General features: G+C 42.4%; 19 protein-coding genes, 1 pseudogene and 1 other annotated feature. Of the genes and pseudogenes, 8 read left to right on the top strand and 12 right to left on the bottom strand.

All coding sequences use genetic code 11. The annotated features are described in order from the left end of the window. Positions 1 to 136 precede the first annotated feature (136 nt). Positions 137 to 368, top strand: a binding site (T-box leader). 53 nt (positions 369 to 421) lie between these two features. Both leuS and ACQKMH_RS22175 read left to right on the top strand, forming a co-directional pair. Beyond that, a complete protein-coding gene (gene leuS, locus ACQKMH_RS22180; RefSeq protein ID WP_427589555.1) occupies positions 422 to 2836 on the top strand; it encodes a leucine--tRNA ligase in 2415 nt (804 codons plus the stop codon). A gap of 331 nt (positions 2837 to 3167) precedes the next feature. Then, positions 3168 to 6089 (top strand): S8 family serine peptidase, encoded by a 2922-nt coding sequence (locus ACQKMH_RS22175; protein WP_427589554.1) that lies wholly within the window; start codon positions 3168 to 3170, stop codon positions 6087 to 6089. A 180-nt stretch (positions 6090 to 6269) separates the two neighbouring features. On the opposite strand, the gene ACQKMH_RS22170 is transcribed toward ACQKMH_RS22175, so the two are convergent. From ACQKMH_RS22170 to ACQKMH_RS22160, 3 genes are all read right to left on the bottom strand, one after another. Further along, a complete protein-coding gene (locus ACQKMH_RS22170; RefSeq protein ID WP_427589553.1) occupies positions 6270 to 6869 on the bottom strand; it encodes a hypothetical protein in 600 nt (199 codons plus the stop codon). A gap of 127 nt (positions 6870 to 6996) precedes the next feature. After that, positions 6997 to 7491, bottom strand: a complete 495-nt coding sequence (locus ACQKMH_RS22165; RefSeq protein WP_427589552.1) for a spore coat protein — start codon at positions 7489 to 7491, stop codon at positions 6997 to 6999. Positions 7492 to 7628: 137 nt separating this feature from the next. Further along, entirely contained in the window at positions 7629 to 8531 is a 903-nt protein-coding gene (locus tag ACQKMH_RS22160; protein ID WP_427589551.1) for a LysR family transcriptional regulator, read from the bottom strand. Between the two features lie 133 nt (positions 8532 to 8664). Here ACQKMH_RS22160 and gltB point away from each other — a divergent pair, with 133 nt between their 5' ends. Continuing rightward, positions 8665 to 13209: a glutamate synthase large subunit gene (gene gltB, locus ACQKMH_RS22155; protein WP_427589550.1), complete on the top strand. Its 4545-nt coding sequence runs from the start codon at positions 8665 to 8667 to the stop codon at positions 13207 to 13209. A gap of 16 nt (positions 13210 to 13225) precedes the next feature. Then, positions 13226 to 14707 carry a glutamate synthase small subunit gene (gene gltD / locus ACQKMH_RS22150; RefSeq protein ID WP_427589549.1) on the top strand — a complete coding sequence of 494 codons (1482 nt, stop codon included), beginning with the start codon at positions 13226 to 13228 and terminating at the stop codon, positions 14705 to 14707. Between the two features lie 203 nt (positions 14708 to 14910). Here the strand turns inward: gltD and ACQKMH_RS22145 are convergent, their stop codons facing one another. The 6 genes from ACQKMH_RS22145 to ACQKMH_RS22120 all read right to left on the bottom strand — a co-directional run bounded on the left by ACQKMH_RS22145 (position 14911) and on the right by ACQKMH_RS22120 (position 20490). After that, a complete protein-coding gene (locus ACQKMH_RS22145; RefSeq protein ID WP_427589548.1) occupies positions 14911 to 16251 on the bottom strand; it encodes an MmgE/PrpD family protein in 1341 nt (446 codons plus the stop codon). Positions 16252 to 16256: 5 nt separating this feature from the next. Continuing rightward, positions 16257 to 17024, bottom strand: coding sequence for an amino acid ABC transporter ATP-binding protein (locus tag ACQKMH_RS22140; RefSeq protein ID WP_427589547.1), 768 nt, complete (start codon positions 17022 to 17024; stop codon positions 16257 to 16259). Between the two features lie 4 nt (positions 17025 to 17028). Then, on the bottom strand, positions 17029 to 17700 hold the full coding sequence (locus tag ACQKMH_RS22135) for an amino acid ABC transporter permease (RefSeq protein WP_427589546.1): 672 nt from the start codon (positions 17698 to 17700) through the stop codon (positions 17029 to 17031). Between the two features lie 24 nt (positions 17701 to 17724). After that, positions 17725 to 18525 (bottom strand): transporter substrate-binding domain-containing protein, encoded by an 801-nt coding sequence (locus tag ACQKMH_RS22130; protein WP_427589545.1) that lies wholly within the window; start codon positions 18523 to 18525, stop codon positions 17725 to 17727. A gap of 19 nt (positions 18526 to 18544) precedes the next feature. Then, positions 18545 to 19078: a GNAT family N-acetyltransferase gene (locus ACQKMH_RS22125; RefSeq protein ID WP_427589544.1), complete on the bottom strand. Its 534-nt coding sequence runs from the start codon at positions 19076 to 19078 to the stop codon at positions 18545 to 18547. 83 nt (positions 19079 to 19161) lie between these two features. Further along, a complete protein-coding gene (locus ACQKMH_RS22120; protein ID WP_427589543.1) occupies positions 19162 to 20490 on the bottom strand; it encodes an LLM class flavin-dependent oxidoreductase in 1329 nt (442 codons plus the stop codon). Between the two features lie 437 nt (positions 20491 to 20927). Here ACQKMH_RS22120 and ACQKMH_RS22115 point away from each other — a divergent pair, with 437 nt between their 5' ends. Both ACQKMH_RS22115 and ACQKMH_RS22110 read left to right on the top strand, forming a co-directional pair. After that, positions 20928 to 22076, top strand: a complete 1149-nt coding sequence (locus tag ACQKMH_RS22115) for an amidohydrolase (protein WP_427589542.1) — start codon at positions 20928 to 20930, stop codon at positions 22074 to 22076. A gap of 62 nt (positions 22077 to 22138) precedes the next feature. After that, positions 22139 to 22567 (top strand): annotated as a pseudogene (locus ACQKMH_RS22110) (cytidine deaminase). A gap of 62 nt (positions 22568 to 22629) precedes the next feature. On the opposite strand, the gene ACQKMH_RS22105 reads toward ACQKMH_RS22110, so the two are convergent. The 3 genes from ACQKMH_RS22105 to ACQKMH_RS22095 form a co-directional block, all read right to left on the bottom strand. After that, entirely contained in the window at positions 22630 to 23211 is a 582-nt protein-coding gene (locus tag ACQKMH_RS22105; protein ID WP_427589541.1) for an MEDS domain-containing protein, read from the bottom strand. Positions 23212 to 23692: 481 nt separating this feature from the next. Beyond that, positions 23693 to 24328 carry a FusB/FusC family EF-G-binding protein gene (locus ACQKMH_RS22100; protein WP_427589540.1) on the bottom strand — a complete coding sequence of 212 codons (636 nt, stop codon included), beginning with the start codon at positions 24326 to 24328 and terminating at the stop codon, positions 23693 to 23695. 148 nt (positions 24329 to 24476) lie between these two features. Beyond that, positions 24477 to 24740, bottom strand: a complete 264-nt coding sequence (locus ACQKMH_RS22095; protein ID WP_427589539.1) for a CD3324 family protein — start codon at positions 24738 to 24740, stop codon at positions 24477 to 24479. Between the two features lie 359 nt (positions 24741 to 25099). Between ACQKMH_RS22095 and ACQKMH_RS22090 the strand changes: the two genes are divergently transcribed. Both ACQKMH_RS22090 and ACQKMH_RS22085 read left to right on the top strand, forming a co-directional pair. Next, a complete protein-coding gene (locus tag ACQKMH_RS22090; protein ID WP_427589538.1) occupies positions 25100 to 25744 on the top strand; it encodes an SDR family oxidoreductase in 645 nt (214 codons plus the stop codon). Positions 25745 to 26282: 538 nt separating this feature from the next. Beyond that, entirely contained in the window at positions 26283 to 26465 is a 183-nt protein-coding gene (locus ACQKMH_RS22085) for a hypothetical protein (protein WP_427589537.1), read from the top strand. The last annotated feature ends 4 nt before the right edge of the window (positions 26466 to 26469 follow it).

Here is a 26469-nt window from a genome sequence, read left to right as displayed (position 1 = left end):
TGAATGCATAGCTCCCTTTTTTGCACGAATTTTCTTGAATTCGCATATATAATGAAAAACCTGTCGATAATGTTTATGTACGGCTATTGCAATTATCGGTGAAATTGACTAGAATGAAATAAAATGCAATATTCTCATAAAGACTATGATGAGGAATAGTAGCGGTTTAAACCAGTAAAGAGAGTTGACGGATGGTGCAAGTCAACCTGGGATGGTCGTGAACTCGCCTTGGAGTCCCGGGTGTGAAGGTAAAAAGTAATGCCTGGCGTTTTAATCCATGTTACGGATGTTTTAAGCTGGGCGGATTTTAGCTATCGCCAATGTGGGTGGTACCGCGGGAAGATATACATAATCCTCTCGTCCCTATTTTGGGATGAGGGGTTTTTTATTGTTTTTCATACGGAAATTAGGAGGAAATCAAATGAGTTTTGACCATAGAAGCATAGAAACAAAATGGCAAAAGTATTGGGAAGGCAATAAAACATTCAAAACGGGAGAAGAAAGCGGCAAACGTAAATTCTACGCACTGGATATGTTCCCATATCCTTCAGGGGCCGGTCTTCATGTTGGGCACCCGGAAGGTTATACGGCAAGCGATATCCTAGCACGGATGAAACGGGCGCAGGGCTATAATGTATTGCATCCGATCGGCTGGGATGCCTTTGGACTTCCGGCAGAGCAATATGCGATCGATACGGGAAATGATCCAGCTGAATTCACGGAGCACAACATCAACACGTTCCGCCGCCAAATCAAAGCCCTTGGTTTTTCTTATGACTGGGATCGCGAAATAAACACGACAGATCCCGACTATTACAAATGGACGCAATGGATCTTCTTGAAATTATATGAAAAGGGCCTTGCATATATTGATGAAGTGGCCGTTAACTGGTGTCCGGCACTTGGGACGGTATTGGCGAACGAAGAAGTCATCGATGGAAAAAGTGAGCGTGGAGGCCATCCGGTTGAACGCCGCCCGATGAAACAATGGATGCTTCGAATCACAGCTTATGCAGACCGCTTGATCGACGATTTGAATGATGTGGATTGGCCTGAAAACATCAAGGATATGCAACGTAACTGGATTGGCCGTTCAGAGGGAGCGGAGGTCACTTTCCATATCGATGGTCACCAAGATACGTTCACGGTGTTCACGACCCGTCCGGATACGTTATTCGGTGCAACATATGCCGTATTGGCACCTGAACATCAGTTTGTCGATAAAATTACGACGGCTGATCAAAGGGCAGCGGTAGAAGCCTATTTAGATGAAGTGAAACATAAAAGCGACTTGGAAAGAACAGACTTGGCAAAGGATAAATCAGGCGTGTTCACAGGGGCTTATGCGATTAACCCGGTAAATGGTGAAAAAATGCCGATCTGGATTGCTGATTATGTGTTGATCAGCTACGGAACTGGTGCCATCATGGCCGTTCCTGCGCATGATGAGCGCGATTTTGAGTTTGCAGTCAAGTTCGACTTGCCGATCAAGGAAGTCGTAGCTGGCGGAGATGTGAAAAGTGAAGCCTATACAGGCGATGGTCTACATGTTAATTCTGAATTCCTTGATGGGTTGAATAAAGAAGAAGGCATTTCAACCATGATTAAATGGCTCGAAGAAAAAGAAATCGGTACGAAGAAAATCACATACCGTCTTCGCGACTGGTTATTCAGCCGTCAACGTTACTGGGGCGAACCGATTCCAATCATCCATTGGGAAGATGGCACCATGTCTGCAGTGAAGGAAGAAGAACTTCCATTGATTTTACCGAAAGCGACGGATATCAAGCCTTCAGGTACAGGTGAATCACCACTAGCGAACATCGCGGAATGGGTGAACGTAACGGATGAAAACGGACGAAAAGGGCGCCGTGAGACAAATACCATGCCACAATGGGCAGGTAGCAGCTGGTATTTCCTTCGTTATATTGATCCAGATAACAAGGAAGCACTTGCAGATCCTGAAAAATTAAAAGAATGGATGCCGGTCGACATTTATATTGGTGGAGCTGAGCATGCGGTGCTTCACTTGCTGTACGCTCGCTTCTGGCATAAATTCTTGTACGATATCGGTGTCGTTCCAACGAAGGAACCATTCCAAAACTTATTTAACCAAGGAATGATCCTTGGCGAAAATAATGAAAAAATGAGTAAATCCAAAGGGAATGTAGTGAACCCTGATGACATCGTTGAAAGCCATGGTGCCGATACACTTCGCATGTACGAAATGTTCATGGGACCATTGGATGCATCGATTGCCTGGTCTACTAACGGATTGGATGGTTCACGCCGATTCCTGGACCGTATCTGGCGTTTATTAGTCAACGAAGACGGTACGATCACAGATAAGATGACCGAAATGGATGATACAGGCAAGCTTGAAAAAGTCTATCATCAAACGGTTAAAAAAGTGACCGAGAACTATGAAGAATTGAAATTCAATACGGCGATTTCACAATTGATGGTATTCATCAATGATGCCTATAAAGCTGATTCGCTTCCTAAAGTATATATTGAGGGCTTCGTCAAATTGCTTGCACCTGTTGCACCGCATATCGCCGAGGAACTTTGGTCTAAACTAGGTCATTCAGAGAGCATCACGTACGGAACTTGGCCGGCTTTCGACGAAGCGAAGTTGGTGGACAACGAAGTAGAAATCGTCATCCAAATCAATGGAAAAGTAAAAGCGAAATTAATGGTGCCGACAGACACTACGAAAGAAAGACTGCAAGAAATTGCGATGGGTGATGATGCCATCAAAGAACAAATCGATGGGAAGACCATCCGTAAAGTCATTGCCGTACCAGGCAAATTAGTCAATATCGTCGCAAACTGAATCGAATGAGAGCTGTTCCGCATGTTTTCATGCAGGGACAGCTTTTTTTTTTGCTTCGTCATTAGATGAATAAGGTCATGGTAGTATTTTCACTGATTTAAATCTATTAACGGTGAATCTATCAATTGCTGGCATCGACAGTTATTATGGGATGGCCATTGGGCCTCAAATATCTTGCTTAATTGGTACATGCGAATCATTTTTCTGCTAGAAGTTCAACTGTATCAAGCATTTTCTATATAAAAAGGGAAATATTAGTTGGATAAAATTTTACAGTGTGATAGTTTGGTATAGTACTGTTATTTTTTAACCAATTATTGGAGGCGAAACTGTGAAATTTAAGAATGTAAGTCGATTTATGGCGTTTTTACTTATTTTTGCACTGATTGTCAGTTTGATGGTTCCACAAAACGCTCAAGCTGCAATAGTAACACCTATTGAAAATGTTAAAACCATTAAAAATGGGGACACTTTGGACGGAAAATTTGAAAAACCGGATGTTCAATGGTACCAAATCACCCCGACAGAAGAGGAAATACAAAAATTCTCCCATATTGAGTTCGAGGTCAATTCAGATAAAATCTTGAATATTTCCGTTTATCAAGATAAAGAAAAAGCCGAAAAAGATGAAGGCATTTATTTTGGCTCTTCTTATCCGGATGAAAAAGCCGTAATCGATTTCCCCTATGCATGGGAAGGTACGTATTATGTTAAAGTTGAATATTTTGGCGAAACGGATGATGAGGGAAACCCTATACCAGATGCTAAAAATGAATCGGAATACTCCATCAATGCTCATTCAGTAACACTGCCGCCATCCGCTGGGGATGAAGAGATGGATCTTGAAGCATGTCCGGTCGAAGTGAGTGTAAACGATAAGAAGACGGGAGAATCGATGTTGAAAACACTCCGCGTGTTTAGAGATGAAGTTCTCACGAAGTCGTCTGAGGGACGAACCCTTTCTTCTTTATACTATAAGGCTTCCCCATTCCTGGCACTTCATCTTGCCGGTAATAAAACGGCACGGGAAGCTGTTTATAATCACTTAGTCGAGATTAAGCCCCTTATTGAGGATTTAAATGAAAATGGAGCAAGCAGTACAGCAGTCATTAGCAACAAACAGCAAGAAGCGATTAAAGCTTTATTCACTAAGTCGGCAGGTGTCGCTCCAGCAGGATTGAAAAAGGATATGGACGACATTGCAAAGAAAATCAATCTTGATAAGCTTGCAGGTGAGAGAATCGTCGATATCGCAAGCAAAGCAGGGATCGAACTGCCAGCTTCAAAAAATACAAAAAGCAAATATATCGTCAAACTTAAACCTGGGAAATCATTAAGCTCGCTCCAATCCAAGGTCAGCGGAAAAGGATATGGAACATTGTCGACACCTAAGAAACAAGAGGTTTTGTATGATGATATGTATGTCGTAGAGTTAAAGAATCAAGCAAAAATGAGCACAGCAGCTCTATCGAGTATCGAAAAACTTCCAGAAGTGGAATATATCGAACCGGTAAAAACGTACAAAGCACTTTCAGCCGACATTCAGTCACCGTATCAATGGTCTTTAAATAATGCCGGTGGAGAGGAAGGCATTAAGGGGGCAGACATCGATAACGAAAAACTGCAGGCCCTTATTAAAAAACGTAATTTAAAGGAAACATTAGTAGCGGTTGTCGACACAGGCGTCGATAATTCACTGGCGGATTTGAAAGATAGTGTTCGCATGGACTTAGGTAAGAATTTCATCGATAAGAAAGGAAATGCAGTCGATGACAATGGCCATGGTACACACGTATCCGGGATTATCGCTGCCAAAGCCGATAATGGATATTCCATGCAAGGCATCAATCAAGCAGCTAAAATTATGCCTGTGAAGGTCTTGGATTCTTCGGGTTATGGAGACAATGAGAAGATCGCATTGGGCATTAAATATGCTGTGGATCATGGTGCAAAGGTGATAAACCTTAGCTTGGGCGGAGAATACAGCAGGACGATAGAACATGCCTTGAAAGATGCTGCTGCCAAAAATGTTATGGTTGTCGTAGCGAGCGGGAATGATGGGGCGCAAGGACTTTCTTATCCTGCATCATCTAAATATGTCATTTCCGTCGGTGCAACAAATGCTCTTGATTTAGTATCGGATTATTCCAATTATGGATCAAAATTGGACATGGTCGCTCCAGGGACAGGCATCCCGAGCCTTGTACCTAATGGGAATGTTACCTACATGGATGGTACATCAATGGCAGCTCCGCATGTTGCGGCAGCCACGGCCTTGTTGTTGTCAGGGAATCCCGGGTTGAAATTGAATGAAGTAAGGGAAATCCTGCATCAGACATCGGAATATGTCGCGTTTGAAGAAGAAGATAACGTAGACCCTTATGAGGACTATCTAGCTGAGGATGGAGAAGTCCCATTACCAGAGGAAGAACTGCCTGTCGGAAAAGATTTGGTATCTGGATTTGGAAGACTGAATGCTTACAGTGCACTTAGTGCAGTGGATTTACATGCTAAAGTCAACCTTGTAATGGATACGCACACAAAACTGACTGGTTCAGCCAAAAAGGGTTCGGCTATCGAAGTGAAGAACGGAAACAAAACGCTCGGCAAAGCAACAGCCGCAGCTAACGGTACGTTCACTATTAAGATTCCGGTCCAAAAAGCGGAGCAACTCCTTACTGTGAATATCTCTGATTCTTCAAAACTAGCAATAACTTCATTTAAAGTATATGTGAAGAAGGGCCAAACGCCCAATAAGCCAACTGTTAAAGCGGTAAGTGACAAAGATACGTATGCAACTGGTCAATCACAAGCGGACATGAAAATCGCGATCAAAAATAGCGCAAAAAAAGTGATTGGTTCAGGTAACACGGACAGCAAAGGGAATTTCAAAGTGAAAATCAGCAAGCAAAAGGCTGGTACTAAACTTTCCATCACAGCTACAGACTTAGCCAAACGGGAAAGCAAGGCGGCAACTGTGACTGTTCTCGATAAAACGGCTCCAGGTGCACCGAAAGTGAATGAAGTAAATGACAAAGCAACAAAAGTAACTGGTAAAGCCGAATTAGGTTCATCAGTTACTGTGAAGTACAACAATAAAAACATCGGAACGGCAAACGCTGATAAGAAGGGGAACTTCTCCATCAAAATCAGCAAGAAAAAAGCGGGATCCGTATTATATGTCTCAGCAAAAGACAAAGCGGGCAATACAGGAAAAGCAACAAAAGTAACCGTTAAGAAATCTAAAAAGTAAGTAGTGAAGGCCGTTTAACTCACATGTTAAACGGCCTTTTTTGTCCATTAGCTTAGAAGGCTGCTCGTCCGTGATATTCCGCAAAGGAAAGATAAAGAACAATAGAAAATGAATGAACGCCGCTCGATGATTTGAAAAACTATGCAGGTGCAAGCTCAATTCAGCTTGCACCTGCACTTGTCATTTTGTAAATTCACTTCTCAAAAGGTAGACAACATCGTATTCCTTTAATTCGTCGATATGGCTATCCATATCGTTGTAAAAATCAGTGGAAAGTGAACGTATGCCTTCATCTCCGCTTGAATAGCAAATGCTCGCCAATACAGCCTTGTTTGTCGCATGTAGATCGGTTTTACCTGTACTGCCCGATACGCTTGCAGCCATCTTCTCAATCTTCTCAGGGTATGTAGCTGTAGTCGTGCCATCATCGTTTTGAATGCTGATATTGAACATCGATTGGTCTTGTTCCTCAACCGTTTTGGATGTGGTGAAGATGATCGTTCCATTCTTTTCAATCCCGGTTGTCATTCGGCCTTTTTCGTCTTCTACTAGTTTACCGAATTCATATTTTTCGACCCAGATGGACATCTCCTTGTATGTTTCATCTACATTGAAATCGATAAGAAAGGAATGTTCAGCTGCATTCTCCAAGATGGCCTTTTCCCTTGCAGTCAGCTCAGGAACTGAAAGGTTATTCTCGGATTTTGGATCATTAGCCTTACAGGCGACTAAAGAAAGTGAGAGCAGGGATAGGATGATGGATAAAAAGATCTTTTTCATGATTTTCACCTCTCGAATACTTTTAACCTAATTAAAACCAATTCTTATATATTATAACATTATAATAAAAACCGGAATCGGAATGCGGCAAAAAGGCAAGCAATCTATATGCTTGCCTTTTTTGCATTTAGAATGGTTGGGAAAGAGCCTTATTGGCAACGTCGACGTCATTTTGAAGCAATTGGTTCAAGTCGTAAGCAGGATAGAGGTTTCTTTCATATAGGTAGTTGAAAATTTTGGCATGGGTATCGATGGCTCCATTTAAATGTTTCTTAAATACTTTTCGAAGAGAAGGGGTAGCTGTTTCAGTAATGGCATGTGCATAACTTTTGATGGATGATTTGGCGAAGCCCAGCAATTCCCCGGCAGCAGCGGCCGATGCGTCATCCCTTAATACATCGTAATCCCGGCCCGTCTTAGGCGTCAATGGGTAAAATTGCAGCAGCTCCTTGATGTTTTGGGTAAGGGTATCAATTGTTTGTCTATATATCGTTTTTAAAATGGGGTCTTTTATTTTTGGATAAGCACTTTTAAATTTCATAAGGGCATTGGACTGAGCCGCGACCAATTCATGAAGCTCGAGTGTTTCATGCCAAGCAAGATGTGAATGAGTGGGTTTCATTTAAATTCCTCCTGAACGAATAATCTTGATACGTTATTCGGACAATGGGCTATTTGTAAGTTGTCTAGTGAAATCATTTATGGGAAGAGCTTTCCCATAAATGATTCATATTCACAGTGCAGAAGGATCGCCATGTTTTATTGATATTGCTCGAGAACAGAGAAAAACTTTTTCGCAAATTGGTAAAAAACCTTTTCGGATGGTGCCAAATCCCTGTTTTTTGGTGTGATGATGCCGACAGTCCGTTTGACCTCAGGTGTATCGATCGGGATTTTGACAGTCAGTCTTGGAGTGACTTCATAAAAGGTACTTTCAGGAAGCAGACTGACTCCGATTCCGGCTGATACGAGCCCTTTAATGGAATCCATGTCTTCACCTTCCGAGGCAATGTTCGGTGTGAAACCTGCTGCCTTACATGCATCGATGGCGATACTATGAAGGATGTATCCTTTTGGAAACAAAACGAATGGATCATTTCGTAAGTCACTGAGACGCAGACTCTTCTTTTCAGCTAATGGGTGAGTGATGGGCAGTAAAGCGGAAAGGTTTTCCGTGAATAGGATATGCCCTTCTATATCGGGATCGTTTGTCGGGATTGGTCCAAGAAAGGCTAATCCGATTTCGCGATTTTTGACAGCTTCCTTTAAAGAGGAATAAGATCCTTGTCTTAAGTGGAACGCGATATTAGGCTGCTCATCTTTAAAAGCGGAAATGACGGTTGGCAGCAAATGGGTGGAAAGGCTGGTTGGGAACCCGATTTTAATGGTTCCATGTTCAGGATCCAAAAATTCCTCAATTTGGTATTTGGCATATTCTATCGCCTGTATCGCCGTTTTTGCATGAATCAAGAATATTTTACCGATTGGAGTTAGCTGAATATTTCGACCCACCTTTTCGAATAAAAGAACGCCAAGCTCATCTTCCAGTCTGGAGATTTGCCGGCTGATTGCTGATTGTGCGATATGCAGGTGCTCTGCGGCTTCAGAGACGTGTTCTCGCTCGGCGACTTCAACAAAATAACGTAATTGCCGTAGTTCCATTTATTCATCCTCCTGCCATTCATCTCAAATTGAGATAGATTCTATTAGAATTATATATTGTTTATATCGATTTGAAAACCTAGAATAAATGTAAGTGACATTACGGTGTAAGAATACGATGGGGGCGATTAATATGACATACAACCAAATACCAAAAGCACAAGGGCTCTACCATCCTGAATTTGAACATGATGCATGTGGGATCGGTTTATACGCTCATTTAAAAGGGCTTGCTACACATGACATCGTCAAACAAGGACTGAACATGCTGTGCCAATTAGATCATCGCGGCGGACAGGGCAGCGATCCCCTTACAGGAGATGGTGCAGGATTGATGGTGCAGATTCCTGATGAATATTTCAGGCTGGCATGCCCGGAAATGAACTTGCCGGCAAAAGGACGCTATGGTGTAGGCATGCTCTTTTTCTCTAACAATGATGATGAACGGAATGAAATAGAAGCTCGTTTGAATGCATTTATCGAACAAGAGGGCCAAACACTATTAGGCTGGAGAACGGTTCCTGTTGATGCAACTAAAATCGGGGAGGTCGGCAAGGAGACATGTCCGACAATCCGCCAAGTATTTATCGGGGCAAGCGTTGAGATTACCGATGATTTAGCTTTTGAGCGTAAACTGTTCATTATTAGAAAACAAGCTGAAAACTGGGCTCGTGAACGTGGCAATCGTTTTTATTTTGCCAGCCTTTCAAGTGCCACGATCGTATACAAAGGATTGTTGACGCCTGAGCAGGTGGACGCTTTTTATCTTGACCTTCAACAGGAGGCTTTCGTTTCGGCCTTCGCTTTAGTGCATTCCCGCTTCAGCACGAATACTTTTCCTAGTTGGGAACGGGCACATCCAAACCGTTACCTGATCCATAATGGTGAAATCAATACGCTTAGAGGTAATGTGAATTGGATGAAGGCGCGTGAGCAGCAGTTTGTTTCGGAAGCATTCGGGGATGACCTGCAAAAGGTCCTGCCTATTCTGGATATAGACGGAAGTGATTCTTCGATTCTTGATAATGCACTTGAATTCTTCGTGCTTGCTGGACGTAAACCGGCACATGCGGCGATGATGCTCATTCCTGAACCGTGGACGGAAAACCCGCATATGACGAAGGAAAAGAAGGCATTTTACGAATATCATAGCATGCTCATGGAGCCATGGGATGGCCCGACAGCCATATCCTTTACGAATGGCAAGCAAATCGGTGCCATCCTGGATCGAAATGGTTTAAGGCCGGCACGATATTATGTGACAAAAGATGATTACATCATTTTCTCCTCTGAAGTCGGCGTGATTGATGTGGAGCCGGAGAATGTATTATATAAAGATCGTTTAAGCCCAGGCAGAATGCTTTTAATAGATTTAGAGGAAGGCCGTATTGTTTCCGATGATGAAATCAAGTCGGAAATGGCTCAGGAAAAACCATACCAGCAATGGTTGGACGAACAGCTTGTTCAATTATGTGACGAAGAACCTGTGTTCGAAGGGGAGCCATTGAGTGATTTATTATTCAGGCAAAAAGCGTTCGGATACACATATGAAGATGTCCAAAAATATTTACTGCCGGTCATTAACGAAGGTAAAGATCCACTGGGAAGCATGGGGAATGACATTCCGTTAGCGGTCTTATCTGATCGCCCACAATCACTATTCAACTATTTCAAGCAATCCTTTGCACAGGTAACCAACCCGCCAATCGATTCGCTTCGTGAACAGATCGTCACGTCAACGATGACATTTCTGGGTGCGGAAGGAGACCTGCTGAAACCGGATGAAACGAACAGCCGCCGCATTCAATTGGATTCACCTGTTTTGACGCCTGGTCAAATGCAGCAGTTGAAAGAAAATGCCTATCCGGAATTCAGAAGCAAAGTCATTCATACCTTATTTTCAGAAGATTTAGAGAGCGGACTTGATCGCATCTGCCGTGAAGCGGAGCAAGCGATCGCTGATGGTGTCAGCCTTTTGATATTATCTGACAAGGATATGAGCAAAGAAAAGGCTGCGATTCCTTCCCTGCTGGCTGCGAGCTCCCTTCATCAAGAGCTCATCCGTCATGGGAACCGTACGAAAGTGAGCATTATCGTCGAATCGGGGGAAGCAAGGGAAGTCCATCATTACGCATCCCTAATCGGGTATGGAGTGGATGCGATTTACCCGTACCTTGCTTATGAAACATATAAGCAGGCTGTATTGGAAGGCAGTTTAGCCATCAGCTACGAAGAAACGGTAAGGAAGTATGTACGCTCGTTGACAGAAGGCATCGTAAAAGTGATGTCGAAAATGGGGATTTCCACGATTCAAAGCTACCGCGGCGCACAAATTTTCGAAGCGGTCGGAATCGGTGCTGATGTGATCGAACGCTATTTCAGCGGTACGGCATCGCAGCTTAGTGGGATCGATTTGGAAACGATCGCGGATGAAACGTTGATTCGCCATAGGAAAGCTGCAGCTGATTCTTATGACCAAACACTTGAAAGCGGAAGTGATTTTCAGTGGAGAAAAACAGGGGAACATCATGCTTTCAATCCTAAAACGATCCATACGCTGCAATGGGCTTGCCGCAAAGGCGATTATAATTTATTTAAACAATATTCAAACTTGGCGAATGAAGAAAGACTCGGGTTTTTACGGAATTTATTCTCGTTCGATCAAAAGCGCCAAAGCATTTCGATAGATGAAGTCGAATCCGTTGAATCCATCGTCAGCCGATTTAAAACGGGCGCGATGTCATTCGGTTCATTAAGTCAGGAAGCACATGAAACATTAGCGATAGCCATGAACCGTTTAGGCGGAAAAAGCAATAGCGGTGAAGGCGGGGAGCACCCTAGCCGTTACCAAGTGGATGAAAACGGCGATAACCGTCGCAGCGGAATTAAACAAATTGCATCTGGTCGTTTTGGAGTGAAAAGCCATTACCTTGTTAATGCCGATGAACTTCAAATCAAAATGGCACAAGGTGCAAAGCCGGGTGAAGGCGGCCAGTTGCCCGGGAACAAAGTATATCCTTGGGTTGCAGAGGTCCGTGGTTCCACACCAGGTGTTGGTCTGATTTCACCGCCTCCGCATCATGATATCTATTCGATTGAAGATTTGGCACAGCTGATCCATGATTTGAAAAATGCAAATCGTGATGCCAGAATCAGCGTCAAGCTTGTCTCAAAAGCTGGAGTAGGCACGATTGCAGCCGGTGTCGCCAAAGGTGCCGCGGATGTCATCGTTATTAGTGGATATGATGGCGGTACGGGTGCATCACCAAAAACGAGTATCAAACATACTGGTCTTCCTTGGGAGCTGGGCCTTGCCGAAGCACACCAAACATTGATGCTGAATGGCCTGCGCAGCCGTGTAGTCCTTGAAACGGATGGTAAGTTAATGACGGGGCGCGATGTGGTTATGGCAGCAATCCTTGGAGCGGAAGAATTCGGTTTTGCTACAGCACCGCTTGTGGTCCTTGGCTGTGTCATGATGCGTGCTTGCCATTTAGACACATGTCCAGTCGGGGTAGCTACTCAAAACCCTGAGCTTCGCAGCAAATTCACTGGAGATCCGGATCATGTCGTGAATTTCATGCGCTTCATCGCTGAGGAAGTGCGGGAAACAATGGCTGAGCTTGGTTTTAGAACATTGGAAGAAATGGTCGGCCGCACGGATGTTTTACAAGTGAGCGAGCGGGCACAAAACCATTGGAAAGCGAAGCATCTTGACTTGACGACACTTCTTTTCCAACCGGAGGGAATACGTACGTACCAACTTCCTCAAAACCACAAAATTGAAGAATCCTTGGATATCCGTGAGATTTTACCTGTGGTGCAGCCTGCTTTAAATGATCAAACCCAAGTGGATGTCAGCTTCCCGATTACAAACGTGAATCGTGTTGTCGGAACGATTGTCGGCAGTGAAGTATCCAAGCGTTATGGAGAACTGGGCTTGCCTGAAGATACGATCATCCTTCGTTTTACGGGATCGGCTGGCCAGAGCTTCGGTGCCTTCATTCCAAATGGGATGTCGATGTATTTGACAGGTGATGTCAATGACTATGTTGGGAAAGGCTTATCTGGCGGAAAAATCGTTATCACGGCACCTGCTGGGAATCAGATTGAGGCCGGGGACAATGTAATTGCAGGAAATATCGCCTTATACGGCGGAACAAGCGGCGAGGCCTACATTAATGGCCGTGCTGGAGAACGCTTCGCGGTCCGGAACAGTGGAGTCAATGTTGTCGTTGAAGGAATTGGAGACCATGGCTGTGAGTATATGACAGGCGGACGTGTGGTCATTCTGGGCGACGTAGGCAAAAACTTCGCGGCAGGCATGTCGGGCGGTATCGCTTATGTACTTGCTGATGATGCAGAAGAATTCAAGGCATTATGCAATGCTGAAATGATAGAATTCGAGACGCTTGGGGAAGATGCAAGCGAGGTAAAAGAAATGATTCACAGCCACCTTCATTATACAGAGAGTGCCAAGGCTTCTTATGTACTGGAGAACTGGGAGACTTTCGAAAAGAAATTCGTAAAAGTCATTCCGAAAGATTACAAACGGATGATGAAAAGCATCGAAGAGCAGAAGCATGCAGGATTATCAGATGAAGAAGCGATCATGAGTGCATTTCAAGCAAATGCCGTTCAAGATAAAAAAATCACTAAACAAGCTGTGATGCAGTAAGGAAGGAGAGAGAAAGATGGGAAAAGCAACAGGATTTATGGATTATCCGCGAGAAAAACCAAAAGACCGGAACCCTCTCACTCGTTTAAGCGACTGGAGTGAGTATACAGCTCCTTTCTCTGATGAAAAGTTAAGTACACAGGGAGCGCGGTGTATGGATTGCGCCACCCCTTTCTGCCATATGGGCATGGAATTGAACCGGGTAACGACAGGCTGTCCGATTCATAATCTGATCCCGGAGTGGAATGATTTAGTTTACCGCGGCAGATGGAAAGAAGCATTGGACCGTTTATCGAAAACGAATAATTTCCCTGAATTCACCGGGCGCGTTTGCCCGGCCCCTTGTGAAGGGTCTTGTACGGTAGCGATAAGCGATCCTGCCGTTACCATCAAGAACATTGAACGGACGATCATCGATAAAGGATTTGAAAATGGCTGGATCACTCCGCGCATCCCTGAAAGCAGGTCCGGCAAGAAAATTGCCATCATCGGTTCAGGCCCTGCAGGATTGGCGAGTGCCGACCAGTTGAATCAAGCAGGTCATTCGGTTACGGTTTATGAGCGCTCAGACCGTGCAGGCGGGCTGTTGACATACGGCATCCCGAACATGAAGCTTGAAAAAGATGTCGTTGCACGCCGAATTAATTTATTGACCCAGGAAGGCATCGATTTCATAACCAATACAGAAGTAGGCAAAGATATTTCAGCCGAAGAACTGCAAGAACAATATGATGCAGTCATCCTATGCACAGGTGCCCAAAAGCAGCGTGACCTGGTAATTGAAGGACGCCGGGCATCAGGCATCCACCTTGCAATGGATTACTTGACGACCTCTACTAAAAGCCTGTTGGACTCCAATTTTGAAGACGGCAAGTTTTTAGACACAAAGGGTAAGGACGTCATCGTCATCGGGGGCGGGGATACAGGAGCGGACTGTGTAGCGACTGCACTTCGCCAGGAATGTAAGAGCGTCGTACAATTCGGGAAGCATCCAATCCTTCCGACGGCCCGTACATCTGATAATATGTGGCCAGCCTACCCGAATGTTTTTTCCCTTGATTATGCGTATGAGGAAGCGGAAGCGAAGTTTGGTGCCGATCCGCGTCAATATTCAATCCAAACAAAGAAAATCGTAGCGGATGAGAATGGCACCGTTAAAGAACTGCACACAATCTCAATGGAAAAAGTCAAAGGCGATGACGGAATATACATTTTCAGGGAAGTTCCAGGAACTGAAAAAGTATGGCCTGCACAATTCGTTTTCATCGCAATCGGATTTGAAGGAACGGAAATGCCGCTATTAACTCAATTTGGCGTAGAAACGGTCAATCAAAAAATTGATGCCGTCTATGGCGAATACAGAACGAATGTCGAAGGCGTTTTCGCTGCCGGAGATGCAAGAAGAGGGCAAAGCCTCATCGTCTGGGCGATCAATGAAGGCCGAGAAGTGGCTCGTGAAGTGGACCGCTACTTGATGGGCGCATCAGTATTGCCATAATTGCAAAAGAAGTGCCATTTTCATTATGGTACTTCTTTTGTTTGTGGTTGGAAATGTGGTATTCACGAGTAAGTGCAAAACTCCTAGTAATGCTTGAAACTCCCGAGTAAAGATACCGTACTAAAGAAGAGGGACGTCAAGGATGGATGGTATACAAATAAGGCGAGCAGTATATAAATACTGTTCGCCTTATTTATTATCTGTCAGCTTCTAAAGTCAGCTTCTTGAAAAACACCAAGTGATGTGTGATTCAGTGCATGGACAGCTGCTATTATTTTCTCTGTCTCACCTTCATCTCCAACCGCTTTATGCAATTTTTCTTTTAGCTGGGATTTTGTTAATGGATTCCCAGGACTTCCTTTAGGTGTATCGATTCGTTTTGATAGTACATCCCCATTCGTTGTGGTCACGGTCACAATTGTAAATCGTCCCACTGGGAGTGCTGCTTTGGAAGGCTTGATCGTTGCATCCGTCTCTCTATTTACTTTTTGAAAGGATTCTCTCCATGAATGGGGAATCGGTTTCGATTCAAAAGAAGCAAAGGTCAGGGGTTTGCCTGTTAACGCGAGCCATACAATATACTCAATCGAAAATCTTCCTTCTTCACCAGTCGAAGGGTTATGGTGAATCAAAGCGGAATCACCATTTGGAGGAAAGCAAACACTCACCGATTCAATGTCATCTTCCGATAAATCATACGTCTTATGTAAAAAGACAGCTGCATCAGCGCCATGTGTCGCAGCAGAACAAAAAGGATATTGTTTAAACCATAATCCTGGTGTTACGATCCGCCATGCCTTTCCCCAGTTCGCCGTCAGATCTGGAACTCCATTTTCTGTATATACCTCAAAGAAACCATTCTTATCGTTCAAGAAGTCGGGGTTGCTATGTAATCCCATCCGAATCCAATCCGCGGAATCCACAGCGTTTTTAGCGGCAATCCCTACATGGAGCGGCTTTATCACGGTACCAAATTGGAGTCGGAGACCCGCCGATTGGGTAGCGGCGAGACTCATCGTTTCAGCTATTAAGCGCGGTGAGTATTCCCGTAAATACGCAACCGCACCAGCTGCAGCTATTACGCCAAGTGTAGCTGTATTATGCCAACCTTTTGTATAATGATATGGGTTCATAGCTTCTCCAAACCGAGCCATAATCTCCACACCGACCACATAGGCAGCTAAAAAACGTTTCCCGGGCATTTCAGATTCTCCAACTGCTAACAAAGCAGACAAAATGACTGCGCTTGGATGGCCCCTTACATCTGAATGTACATCATCATAATCTAGTAAATGAGCTTGAAAGCCATTGAAGAGTGCTGCTTGGGATCTTGTTGCATGTATGTGACTTCCAATCAAGTAACTCGTCCCATTTCCGCCTTCTTCCAAAATGATTTGCTTTAAAATCGAAATTTCCTTTTCGGACTTTGTTTGATAGGAAACGGCAAGATAATCAAGAAGTCCTTCGATGGCAGCCTGCAGTACTACTTCATTCACCAACGGATTGGAATGATAAATCAATTCAGATAACCTTTCCGTGTTCATACACTTCACTTCCTTTTTTGCCTGGCAGCTCCATCCATTTCATCTCCCATTTGCCGTAAAAAACGCTGAGTTCGCGGATTAAGAGAATGTTCAATTACTTGTTCTGGTGTGCCTTGTTCGATAATATGTCCATCTGCCATGAAAATGACATGGTCAGCCACTTCCTTCGCAAATTGCATTTCGTGAGTCACGATCACCATTGTGGTATCCTCTTTCGCTAACTCCCGTATAACTTGTAAAACTTCATTAACCAATTCGGGGTCTAGAGCGGAGGTAGGTTCATCAAATAAAATGGCATGTGGTTTTACCGCTAATGCTCTAGCGATGCTAACACGCTGCTGTTGTCCACCAGATAAGGTAGCGGGGTATTGCTCTGCTTGTTTTTCTAAGCCGACCCGTTTCAATAAATCCACGCCGATTTGAATGGCTTCCTCTTTTTTCATCTTTTTGCTGACAAGCAAAGCTTCAATTACGTTTCTTAAAGCTGTTTTATTTTTAAAAAGGTTATAGTGTTGGAATACCATCGCTGTTTGCTGTCTTAATTGGTACGCGTCTTTCTCTTTATATTTTTGGGTATCCAATTTTACATCCTTGATTTCGATGGTGCCGCTGTTGGGCTTTTCCAACAAGTTCAGACAGCGTAATAACGTTGATTTTCCAGAACCAGATGGACCAATAATGGCGACAACTTCCCCGGTTCTTATATCCAAGTTAATATCGTTCAATACTTGTTTATCATCAAAATGCTTGGTTAAGTTTCTTACTTTTATCATATGATCACCTTCTAAGTGGTTTGCTGAGCCAAATTTCCAGATATTTTTGTATCCAAGAATAAAGAATAACCAATAGCCAGTAAATCAAGCCAACCACCAAATACGTTTCGAAAAAGCGCATGTTAGCGGATGCAATCATTTTTCCCTCTGCAAATAGCTCCGTAATTCCTAATGTAAAGGCAAGGGACGTTTCTTTAATCAAAGATATAAATGTATTCCCTGTTGCTGGCAGTGCATTTAAAGCAGCTTGTGGTAAAATGATTCGCGAGTAAATCTGCACTCTTTTCATGCCAGTTGCAAGGCCCGCTTCCATCTGCCCTTTATCCACGGAATTCAATCCAGCTCGGAAAATTTCTGCTAAATAAGAGGATTCTTTCAAACTAAATCCAATGATCGCCGCCGTGATTGCTTCCATCGTTGACAACGATGGGAATAATTGTGGTAAACCGTAGTAAATGATGAATAATTGTACCAATGTTGGCATTCCTCGAAATAAAGAGATATATAAGCCTGCCAAATGGGTGATTCCAAAAATATTGCTATTTCTTATTAAGGCTACTACAAGTCCGATAATAATGGCTAAAACCATCGAAACGATGGCTAAAACCAGAGTGATCGGAATAAATTTTGCGATTTGTAGGGAAATTTCCAACATATATTGTAAATCAAAATTCATAATGCTTTAAAACCTCCGCTATGCTTATTCGCCGGAATTCGTGGTGATATCTTCACCAAAATATTTTTTGGATAGCTTCGCTAATGTACCATCTTCTTTAAGTTTTTTTATTTCTGCCGTGAATTCTTCATTTAATTTTTTGCCCTTTTCTGTCTTGGGAAATGGAAATCCTACATTTTCATAGGCCACTGGATCACCGACTAGTTTTAACGGAAGATCGTTTTTCTTTATTTCTGCAACTAGGATTGGGCGGGAATTGATATATCCATCTACACGGTTGTTAATGGCATCTTGCATTGCGCCATCCCGAGTTTCATAAGTTCGTATTTTGATATCGCCGTTTTTATCATATTTTTCTAGGTTCGCAACGTTATTAGACCCCAACACACCGGAAACGGTTTTGCCTTTAAGATCATCCAAACTTTTAATATCATTGTTTTTTGTGCTTGATACAATTTGTGCACCATAATAACTATATGGCTCTGTAAAATGAAATTGTTCTTGTCGTTCTGGTGTTATAGCAACCGCATTCGCAACGGTGTCTAATTTACCTGATCCCAATTGCCCCATTATCCCACTGAAATCAGAAGTGACCCACTCTACCTTGTATCCTAAATCCTCAGCGATGCGTTCTGTAACTTCTACGTCAAAACCTATTAATTTACCATCCTCTTGATAACCATTTGGATAGCTTTGGCCAGTTGACCCCACTTTGATTGTTTTTTGCTTGGAATCTTTGGCCGTATCCTCTTGTTTTGAATTGCCACATGCTGCAAGTACTAATATGAAAAGTAAAGAGAGTCCAAGGGAAAGTATTTTTTTCATTGTTATTTTCCTCCGATTTTTAAATAGTTTGATTATGTTTTTCAGTCCAAGCTTGATATTGTCCTGGTAACAAGATTTTCCTTAAATATATTGTGAGATGACCTTTGCCTAAATCTTTTTGACCTATTTCTTCAAATCCACTTTTTTCGTACATTTCTTTTAGCCATGGATGATTATCCGCGGTTCCAAGTGTAACCGCGGGGGCTCTCAGTTGCTTCTTCAAAATTTCTTCTTCGAGCCATGACAGAACTTTTTTCCCTATGCCTTGACGTTTATATGCAGGGTTTGTAGCGAACCAGCCTATGTGTGGCAATACGAGCGGGCCAGGATTTGGGCCCCACGGTAACCGAATCGATACGGTGGAAATGAATGTCCCATTTTCCTCCAGAACATACACCTTATTTTCGGATATGTGCTTAATTACTTCCTCCCTCGTGGCCGTTGCCGCAGAAAAGTGAATATCCAACTCTCTTATACTCGCATAAGCATCCAATGTTAATTGAAGAAATTTATCGACATCTTCTACACGTACTTCACGAAAGATTTGACTCATCTTGCGCCTCCTATACTCTAGTTAATTCCTCTTTGGCTGGGTGATTCTGTCTATTTGAATTTATCCGCCAGGTATTAGATGTTTTAAAGCTTATGAGAGTATTGATTGACCGGTTTATCCAGGCCAAGATTCCCTCGTAATGTGTTACTTTCATATTTCGTACGGAAAATTCCTTTTGATTGCAGTTCAGGGACAACAAGTTCAACAAAATCTGTTAAAGAATCAGGTAATAGGGCTGGCATAATATTAAAGCCGTCAGCTGCATTTCCATTCACCCAATCTTCAATCTTATCCGCGATCTGCGTTGGTGTTCCAATCGCGATATGATGTCCACGTGATCCTGCAACCCACTGATATGTCTGACGTAATGTCAAATTTTCGTTGATCGCCCGTTTTACGATCAAATCATATTTACTTTGGATGCTATCTACATTATCTGGTAACGAAATATCAGCAAAGGGTGTATCCAAAGGGATATTCGAAAAATCCACATTTCCAAAATACCTTCCCATAACAGCCAATCCTATTTCGGGAATAATCAGCTCCTGCAATGCCTCGTACTTTTCTTGGGCTTCCTTCTCGGTCTGTCCCACAATCGGGAACAAACCTGGCATAATGCTCAAGCTGCTTTTCTCGCGATTAAAAGCGGCCAAATGACCTTTTAATTCATGGTAGAAAGAAATCGCGTCCTCCTTGTTCTCCTGGGCAGTAAAGACAATCTCTGCGTGCTTTGCTGCAAGCAATTGCCCATCGCCAGAAGAGCCTGCTTGTACGATGACCGGATGCCCTTGAGGTGAGCGAGAAATATTTAATGGTCCTTTTACAGAAAAAAACTCACCTTGATGATTGATTTCATGAAACTTGCTTTCATCAATGAATTGTCCTGTTTCTTTATCAATTACCAACGTATCGTCTTCCCATGAGTCCCACAATTTCTTGGTAACTTCAACAAATTCAGTCGCCCTTTTATAACGAAGACCATGTTCTAAATGTTCTGATTTATTGAAGTTTACAGCAGTAGAGGCAAGGGACGTTGTGACAACATTCCAACCAGCGCGACCGGAGGTAATATGGTCTAAAGAAGCGAATTTTCTAGCAACATTAAAGGGTTCTTCGTAGGTGGTAGAGGCCGTTGAAACCAAACCAATATTGGAAGTCGCCGAGGCTAGATAAGATAACAAGGTCAATGGCTCGAATCGAGTCAGAATATTAGGATGTGAGTCCTTTGCAACTGATAAACTATCTGCCAAAAATAATAAATCAAATAAACCTTTTTCGGCAGTCTGCGCCAACCCCTTAAAATAATCGATGCTCATATTGGCTTTCGGATTGGCGCGAGGATGTCTCCATGAAGCTACGTGATGTCCTGTTCCGGCCAAAAAAACACCAAGTTTTACTGTTTTCTTTTTCATGTGTCAATTGCTCCTTTGTGTCTTCACTTTTCAACGAAGTGGATTTATAATGTTAATATCCTTACTGGTTTACTATGAATTAAGTCTAAAATAAAAACCCGCTTCCAGTTTAGAAGAGGGTTTCTTCCGACCAAGTGTATGTATGTCTGTACTTTTTTTCTACCATAGTAATGTATTCCTTTTTTTAATTGATACGTTAATCTAATATAGTAAATTACTTCAAATGGTAGCATCTTGTATAATAAATTGTCAATGTTAAAATATTCAAAATAAACACTTTTCATTTCTGGGAATTCATTGTTATGATGCTTACGATGCCACTTAATTTAGAGCTCAAACTTTGCACGTTTATCAAATAGATTATCGATAGTGCTTCATTTGATATTCCATTAGCTTTCGTTCTTTAATATTCGGATTTTTAAGGAGATGGACAACCGTTGACTATAAGCAATGTAGAATTGGAAAATTATCTATTGGAGTTCAGGCGTGATCTTCATATGACACCTGAATTATCAAACCAAGAATTTGAAACGACTAAAAAAATTAAAGATGCGCTTCAATCTCAAAATATTAAGACCCTTGATTTTTCATTAAAAACTGGTGTCGTAGCTGAGATAAAAGGGAGCAAGCCGGGACCTACGATAGCACTTCGCTCCGATATTGATGCATTACCAATTTTGGAGCAATCTGAGGTGGACTTCCCTTCAAGACATGCCGGCGTGATGCATGCATGTGGTCATGATTTTCACACTTCTGTCATTTTGGGGACTGCTTTTTTATTAAAGAAAGAAGAAAAAAATCTGTCCGGAACGATTCGTTTGATATTTCAACCTGCGGAGGAAACGGGACATGGTGCAAGTGCTTTAATGGAAACCGGTGTGTTGGATGATGTGGATGTGATTTTTGGTCTTCATAATGATCCGACGTTGAAAGTTGGAGAGTTAGGGACAAAACATGGCGCACTGACAGCGGGAGTTGATCGCTTTGAAGTGCATGTTAAAGCAACTGGGTCACATGCGGCCAAACCGGAAGAGGGAAATGACCCGATTATCATAACAGGACATATTATCTCAACGTTGCAAACCATCATTAGCAGAAATGTGGCACCAAAAGAGTCGGCTGTTTTGAGCATCACTCAAATTCATAGTGGCTCAACCTGGAATGTTATCCCGGATAGTGCATATTTAGAAGGAACCGTCCGCACATTCAGTAAAACCCAGCGAGAGTTCATTCAGAAACGTATGATACAAGTCCTACACGGTATAAGTGAAACATTCAATGCAAACGTTGAATTATCCTGGCATCCAGGCCCCCCATCAGTTGATAATACGCCTGAGTGGGCAGATTTGGCGCTTCAGGTCGGAGACACAGCCGGTTACGCGACAAAAACGTTAGAAGCTAGCTCCATAGGGGAAGACTTCGCTTTTTACCAAGAAAAAATACCAGGTGCTTTCGTAATGATAGGTTCAGGCGGTCCGTATGACCTCCATCATCCTAAGTTTATAGTAGATGAAACGGCACTTTTTCCAGCCGCTTCTTATTTCCGCTTATTGGCTTTAGAAGCGATAAAAAAAGTAAAAGGTTGATAGTTAATCAAAAACAAAAATATCGTATCTCTAAATGAAATAGTAGTAGAGAAGGAGGTACTATCATCAAAACCTATCCATTGAATGGGACGGATCATGATTTAATAGCGGCTGCAAGTGCAAAAATTACGGAGCTTTACGAGGAAAATAAGCATCATGTTGGTGCGGCATTAAGAACAAAGTCAGGGAAAATGGTGGATGCCGTACATATTGAAGCATATATTGGCCCGGTTACCGTATGTGCTTAAGCCATTGCGATTGGCAAGGCCATATCGGAAGACGAAAAGTAATTTGATACGATCGTGGCTGTTAAGCATCCTTATTCTGATGAAAAAAATAGGGCTTTAAAGGTTGTTAGCCCATGTGGGATGTGTCGTGAATTAATCTCGGATTATGCAAAAGACTGCTTTGTCATACTGAATGCTGATGGGGAAACAATCAAGACGAAAATCAGTGAATTGCTCCCGCTGAAATATACGAGGGATTCGTAATGGACATTCAATCATGCAACAATGAAAAAAACACGCGTAGGAGGTTTTCCTAGGCGTGTTGTCTATTTTTTTATAACGGTCGAAGGTGATGGTACGTATTGTTTGGATACGATAATATCATCATCGTTTAGAATATAGGGATGTGTTTCCATCAAAATCTTTTCGAGGTAATCTGGCATTTTGTGTCCTTCATACGCACAAATTAATGGAAACGACAGCAAGTTTACAGCTTCGTCTACTATTCTCTCGAAATCTTCGATGATATGCAGGGGCTCTTCCATGGTTGCCCACTCCACATGTGCCCAAGATCGGAAAGAAATCTTATTTTCTACATAGGGCTGTACCATTTTATTAAAGTATTCTTCGATAGCAGGAGGATGATAACTTCCGCTTGAACAATAGAAATCGAAGTTGTTTACAAAGTGAATGAACTCCATTTGATCGTTGGTCAACAGCGTGCTCAGCTCTTTGTGGATAATGGGGTATAAACGGTCATTTTCAATAAGAATGACGTAATCTCCTGCCGCGACGCCGTCTTGGATAAAATTCAAAACCTGTTTAAGGTAATTTGCTATTTCATTATAGGAATATAGCACATGAACGCTCTTTTGGTCTTTAAACAACTGATTCATTTTGCTTTTCAATATATCATTCCTTCTCTCATGTATCTCTTCAATTATACCTGAATTCTATAAGCAGGGCAAAATGAGGGTTTTTTTAGCGGAGAAGGAGGTTATCTCAACTGCCGGGATCTTTTGCCTTTTAGTAATTAGAAGTCTGCACGTTTTTACCGATTTCTTGATTCCAATAATGTAAATAGGGATCAGCCACACAGCTCTTTTTGATTCATATGTAAGAAATGACAAATCTTAATAAAGAAATTGCGCCACTTTATTATTCTGGAGTCTTAGTGTTTGGGTTCTTGCTCTTGGCAATGCTTGCTATGTTTTACACTGTTTTGTACATTTGCTCCTGCCGAACCATACCGATTAGAAAACGTTATTCTTCTTGGCAGTAGCCAATACTGGAGTAAGAGCTATCATTAGCCTTTTGGCTTTTGTTTAAGGGAGTAAAAGTACAACAATGAAAAAGCAATCCATCAATGATGAGGATTGCTTTTTCATTCTATTTCAGACGCCCGATGAAATCATTCATTTTATCTAAAGTGGTTATATTCTGGTTGCATTTCATACTATCCAGGCAAATATAATTCCCTTTCTTAATGAATGTCCCTTGGACGGTTCCTTTTGTTTCAGACATGAACATCCCTATTTCTTCAAAACGACTGCAAATGGCACAAATCCCCTTTTTGTTGGCGGGTTTAATGGTACCGTTCAAACCGGTGAGTTTATTATGGTGATAGGCGATGATGAATTTCTTTCCTGATCCGCCATCATCCCATCCCAAGTATGAGATCTCTCTCAAATCGATGTTTTCCAACAAAGGGGCTTTTAATTTCTTCGCTTTAGGAAATAACTTTTTTATCGTTTTTTCGGTTACTTCTTTAAAGGGGATCACATAGGGCTTTACCTGCAAGAGAAAGACGTCGGCTTGTGCGGGATCTTTAATGGTATCAACCGGATCCAACAGCTGCTTTTGCTCTTCGCTCAAGTCACTGAATAAGCTTAATACTCTTTCTTTGGCGACTGTTTTCAGGGTGTGGATCACATCCTTATCGTTTGCAGTCGCATGTCCATTTATGAGAATCTGTGTTTGAGATTTAATGAAGTTATACTGCTCGCTTCTGATAAAAGGTTCCATTTTCTTCACTCCTGTTTCTGATGCTGCGATACATATTACGTTTTTATTTACTTTACAGAAAATGCATCCTCATTAAAAGGGGGAAAACGACTAAGAAACGTACTCGACATAGAAATAGCACTGATATCATTATCAGTGCCCTTTGATTCTATTTAGAATAAACGATTTTCTTGATGGTCTCCACGGAGAGAAAATGTTCTTCGGCTAATTGATGAATGGTGTGCCCGTCTTTGAATGCAGATCTTATAGAGGCATTTCGGTCATCAATCAGATCCCTTGACCCCGAACAGGTCCCCCATTTGTGATGGGTTTTTTCAGGTTTGGGGATATATATGGTTTCGCCTTGCACATACTTTTGGATTTCAACGATCAGCTTTTCAGGCAAAACGGCCGTTGCTTTTACATAGTTCATTTCTGCCAGCCCCTTATTCTTTTTTTAGAATGAAATAAGGTGCAAAGCCGAATATTAGAAATGATAAGTAGGGCGATTGAGTTTAGCTTAATTTAACCCCATGCAAAGTATCGCCTCCAATAATAGGCTTTGCATGAGACGCTGCAGAAGGTGGCATTAATACAGGAACTGCCATCTTTACACCTCCCCTTTGTGTCCTGAAGGAACACGTATTATCATTATTATAAAATACATAAGGGTGATTGCCAAACTTTTTCCAATGTAAGGCGATGAATCGACGACGGGCTGATTGTTTGATAATGATCTAAGTACATGAAATAATTTGTATGAAACAAAACTTACCATGGGAGCTGACTTTAATGAAAGTATTCGTAGTTGGAGCAAATGGGCAGATCGGCAAACACCTGGTGGATTTATTAAATGATAGCCAGGAGCATAGTGTGCGAGCAATGATTCGCAAAGAAGAACAGAGGAAGCAGTTTGAGAAAAATGGAATTGAATCCACAGTCGTCAGTTTAACGGGCACAGTGGAAGAGATTGCTAATGCAGCAAAGGGCTGTGATGCAATCGTGTTTACAGCAGGATCCGGAGGGAGCACTGGTGCAGATCAAACGCTTTTGATTGATCTTGATGGTGCTGTTAAAACGATTGAAGCAGCAGAAAATTTGGGCATCAACCGATTCATCATGGTGAGTGCTTTTCAAGCCAATAATCGGGAAAACTGGAATGAAGCCATTAAACCGTATTATGTGGCCAAGCACTATGCGGATAGAGCATTGTTACAAAGCGAGTTAATCTATACCATCATTCGGCCGGGCGGTCTTGTGAACGAACCGGGAACGGGCAAAGTGACCGCGGCCGAAGAATTGGAACGAGGTTCGATTTCGCGGGAAGATGTGGCCCGAACGATTCTGGCATCACTGACCGAAGAAAATACCTACAAGCGTTCTTTCGATTTAATCTCTGGAGAAACAGCGATCCCAGAAGCGTTAAGGAAAATTTAAAAGTAAAAAATGGAGGCAGGGCCACTCGGGAAATGAGTGAGCTCTGCTTTTTAATTCCCTCAATATGCTTGACGACACAACGCTTGCCACCACTAACCACTCCATCAGGAACATCTTTCGTTTTGACAGCACCTTAATCGACGACGGTATGACTCCCTATTGTTACTCCCCGATTAATAATGACCCTCCCGCCAATCCAGATCTAAATAAACACATGGTAACTTGCTTTCCTATTCCACTCCTGAACTACATATGGATTTTAGGAGCCAACTCGCAATCCGTGCCAATTTGCACTTCACAAATATCCCTCTGCCCATGCAATTTGACTTAACCTTTTATGTATTCGAACATTGAAATTCATACACTATTTATGGAAATGAAGTAGACACATCGCCAGGACGTTCTGTACGGTATCCGGCGGTTTGTCAAAACCATTTCATGAAAGAGGATATTTTGATTTAACAGAGATATTCAGTTTTTTATTCAACAGAATAAGAAAAGATGGTGAACTGGGAACCGTATGCCAGCAGACCAGGGAATGAATAAGGGAAAGGGAAAAGCCAGAAGGGGTGGAGTCGGAAAAAACGTTCGTATATTACGAAAAACAAGTGTAAATATTAGCGTTGCAAATTTATTAGAGCGATTCAAAATTGAAACGCTCCATGCTAAAACAGGGACAAGGCTCGACTTTTTAAATGGTACATTTGTTATCTGGGGGTGAACGT

The organism is Peribacillus sp. NPDC097895, assembly GCF_050277555.1.
GTDB lineage: Bacteria > Bacillota > Bacilli > Bacillales > DSM-1321 > Peribacillus.
This window is presented reverse-complemented; position numbering and strand designations above follow the sequence as displayed.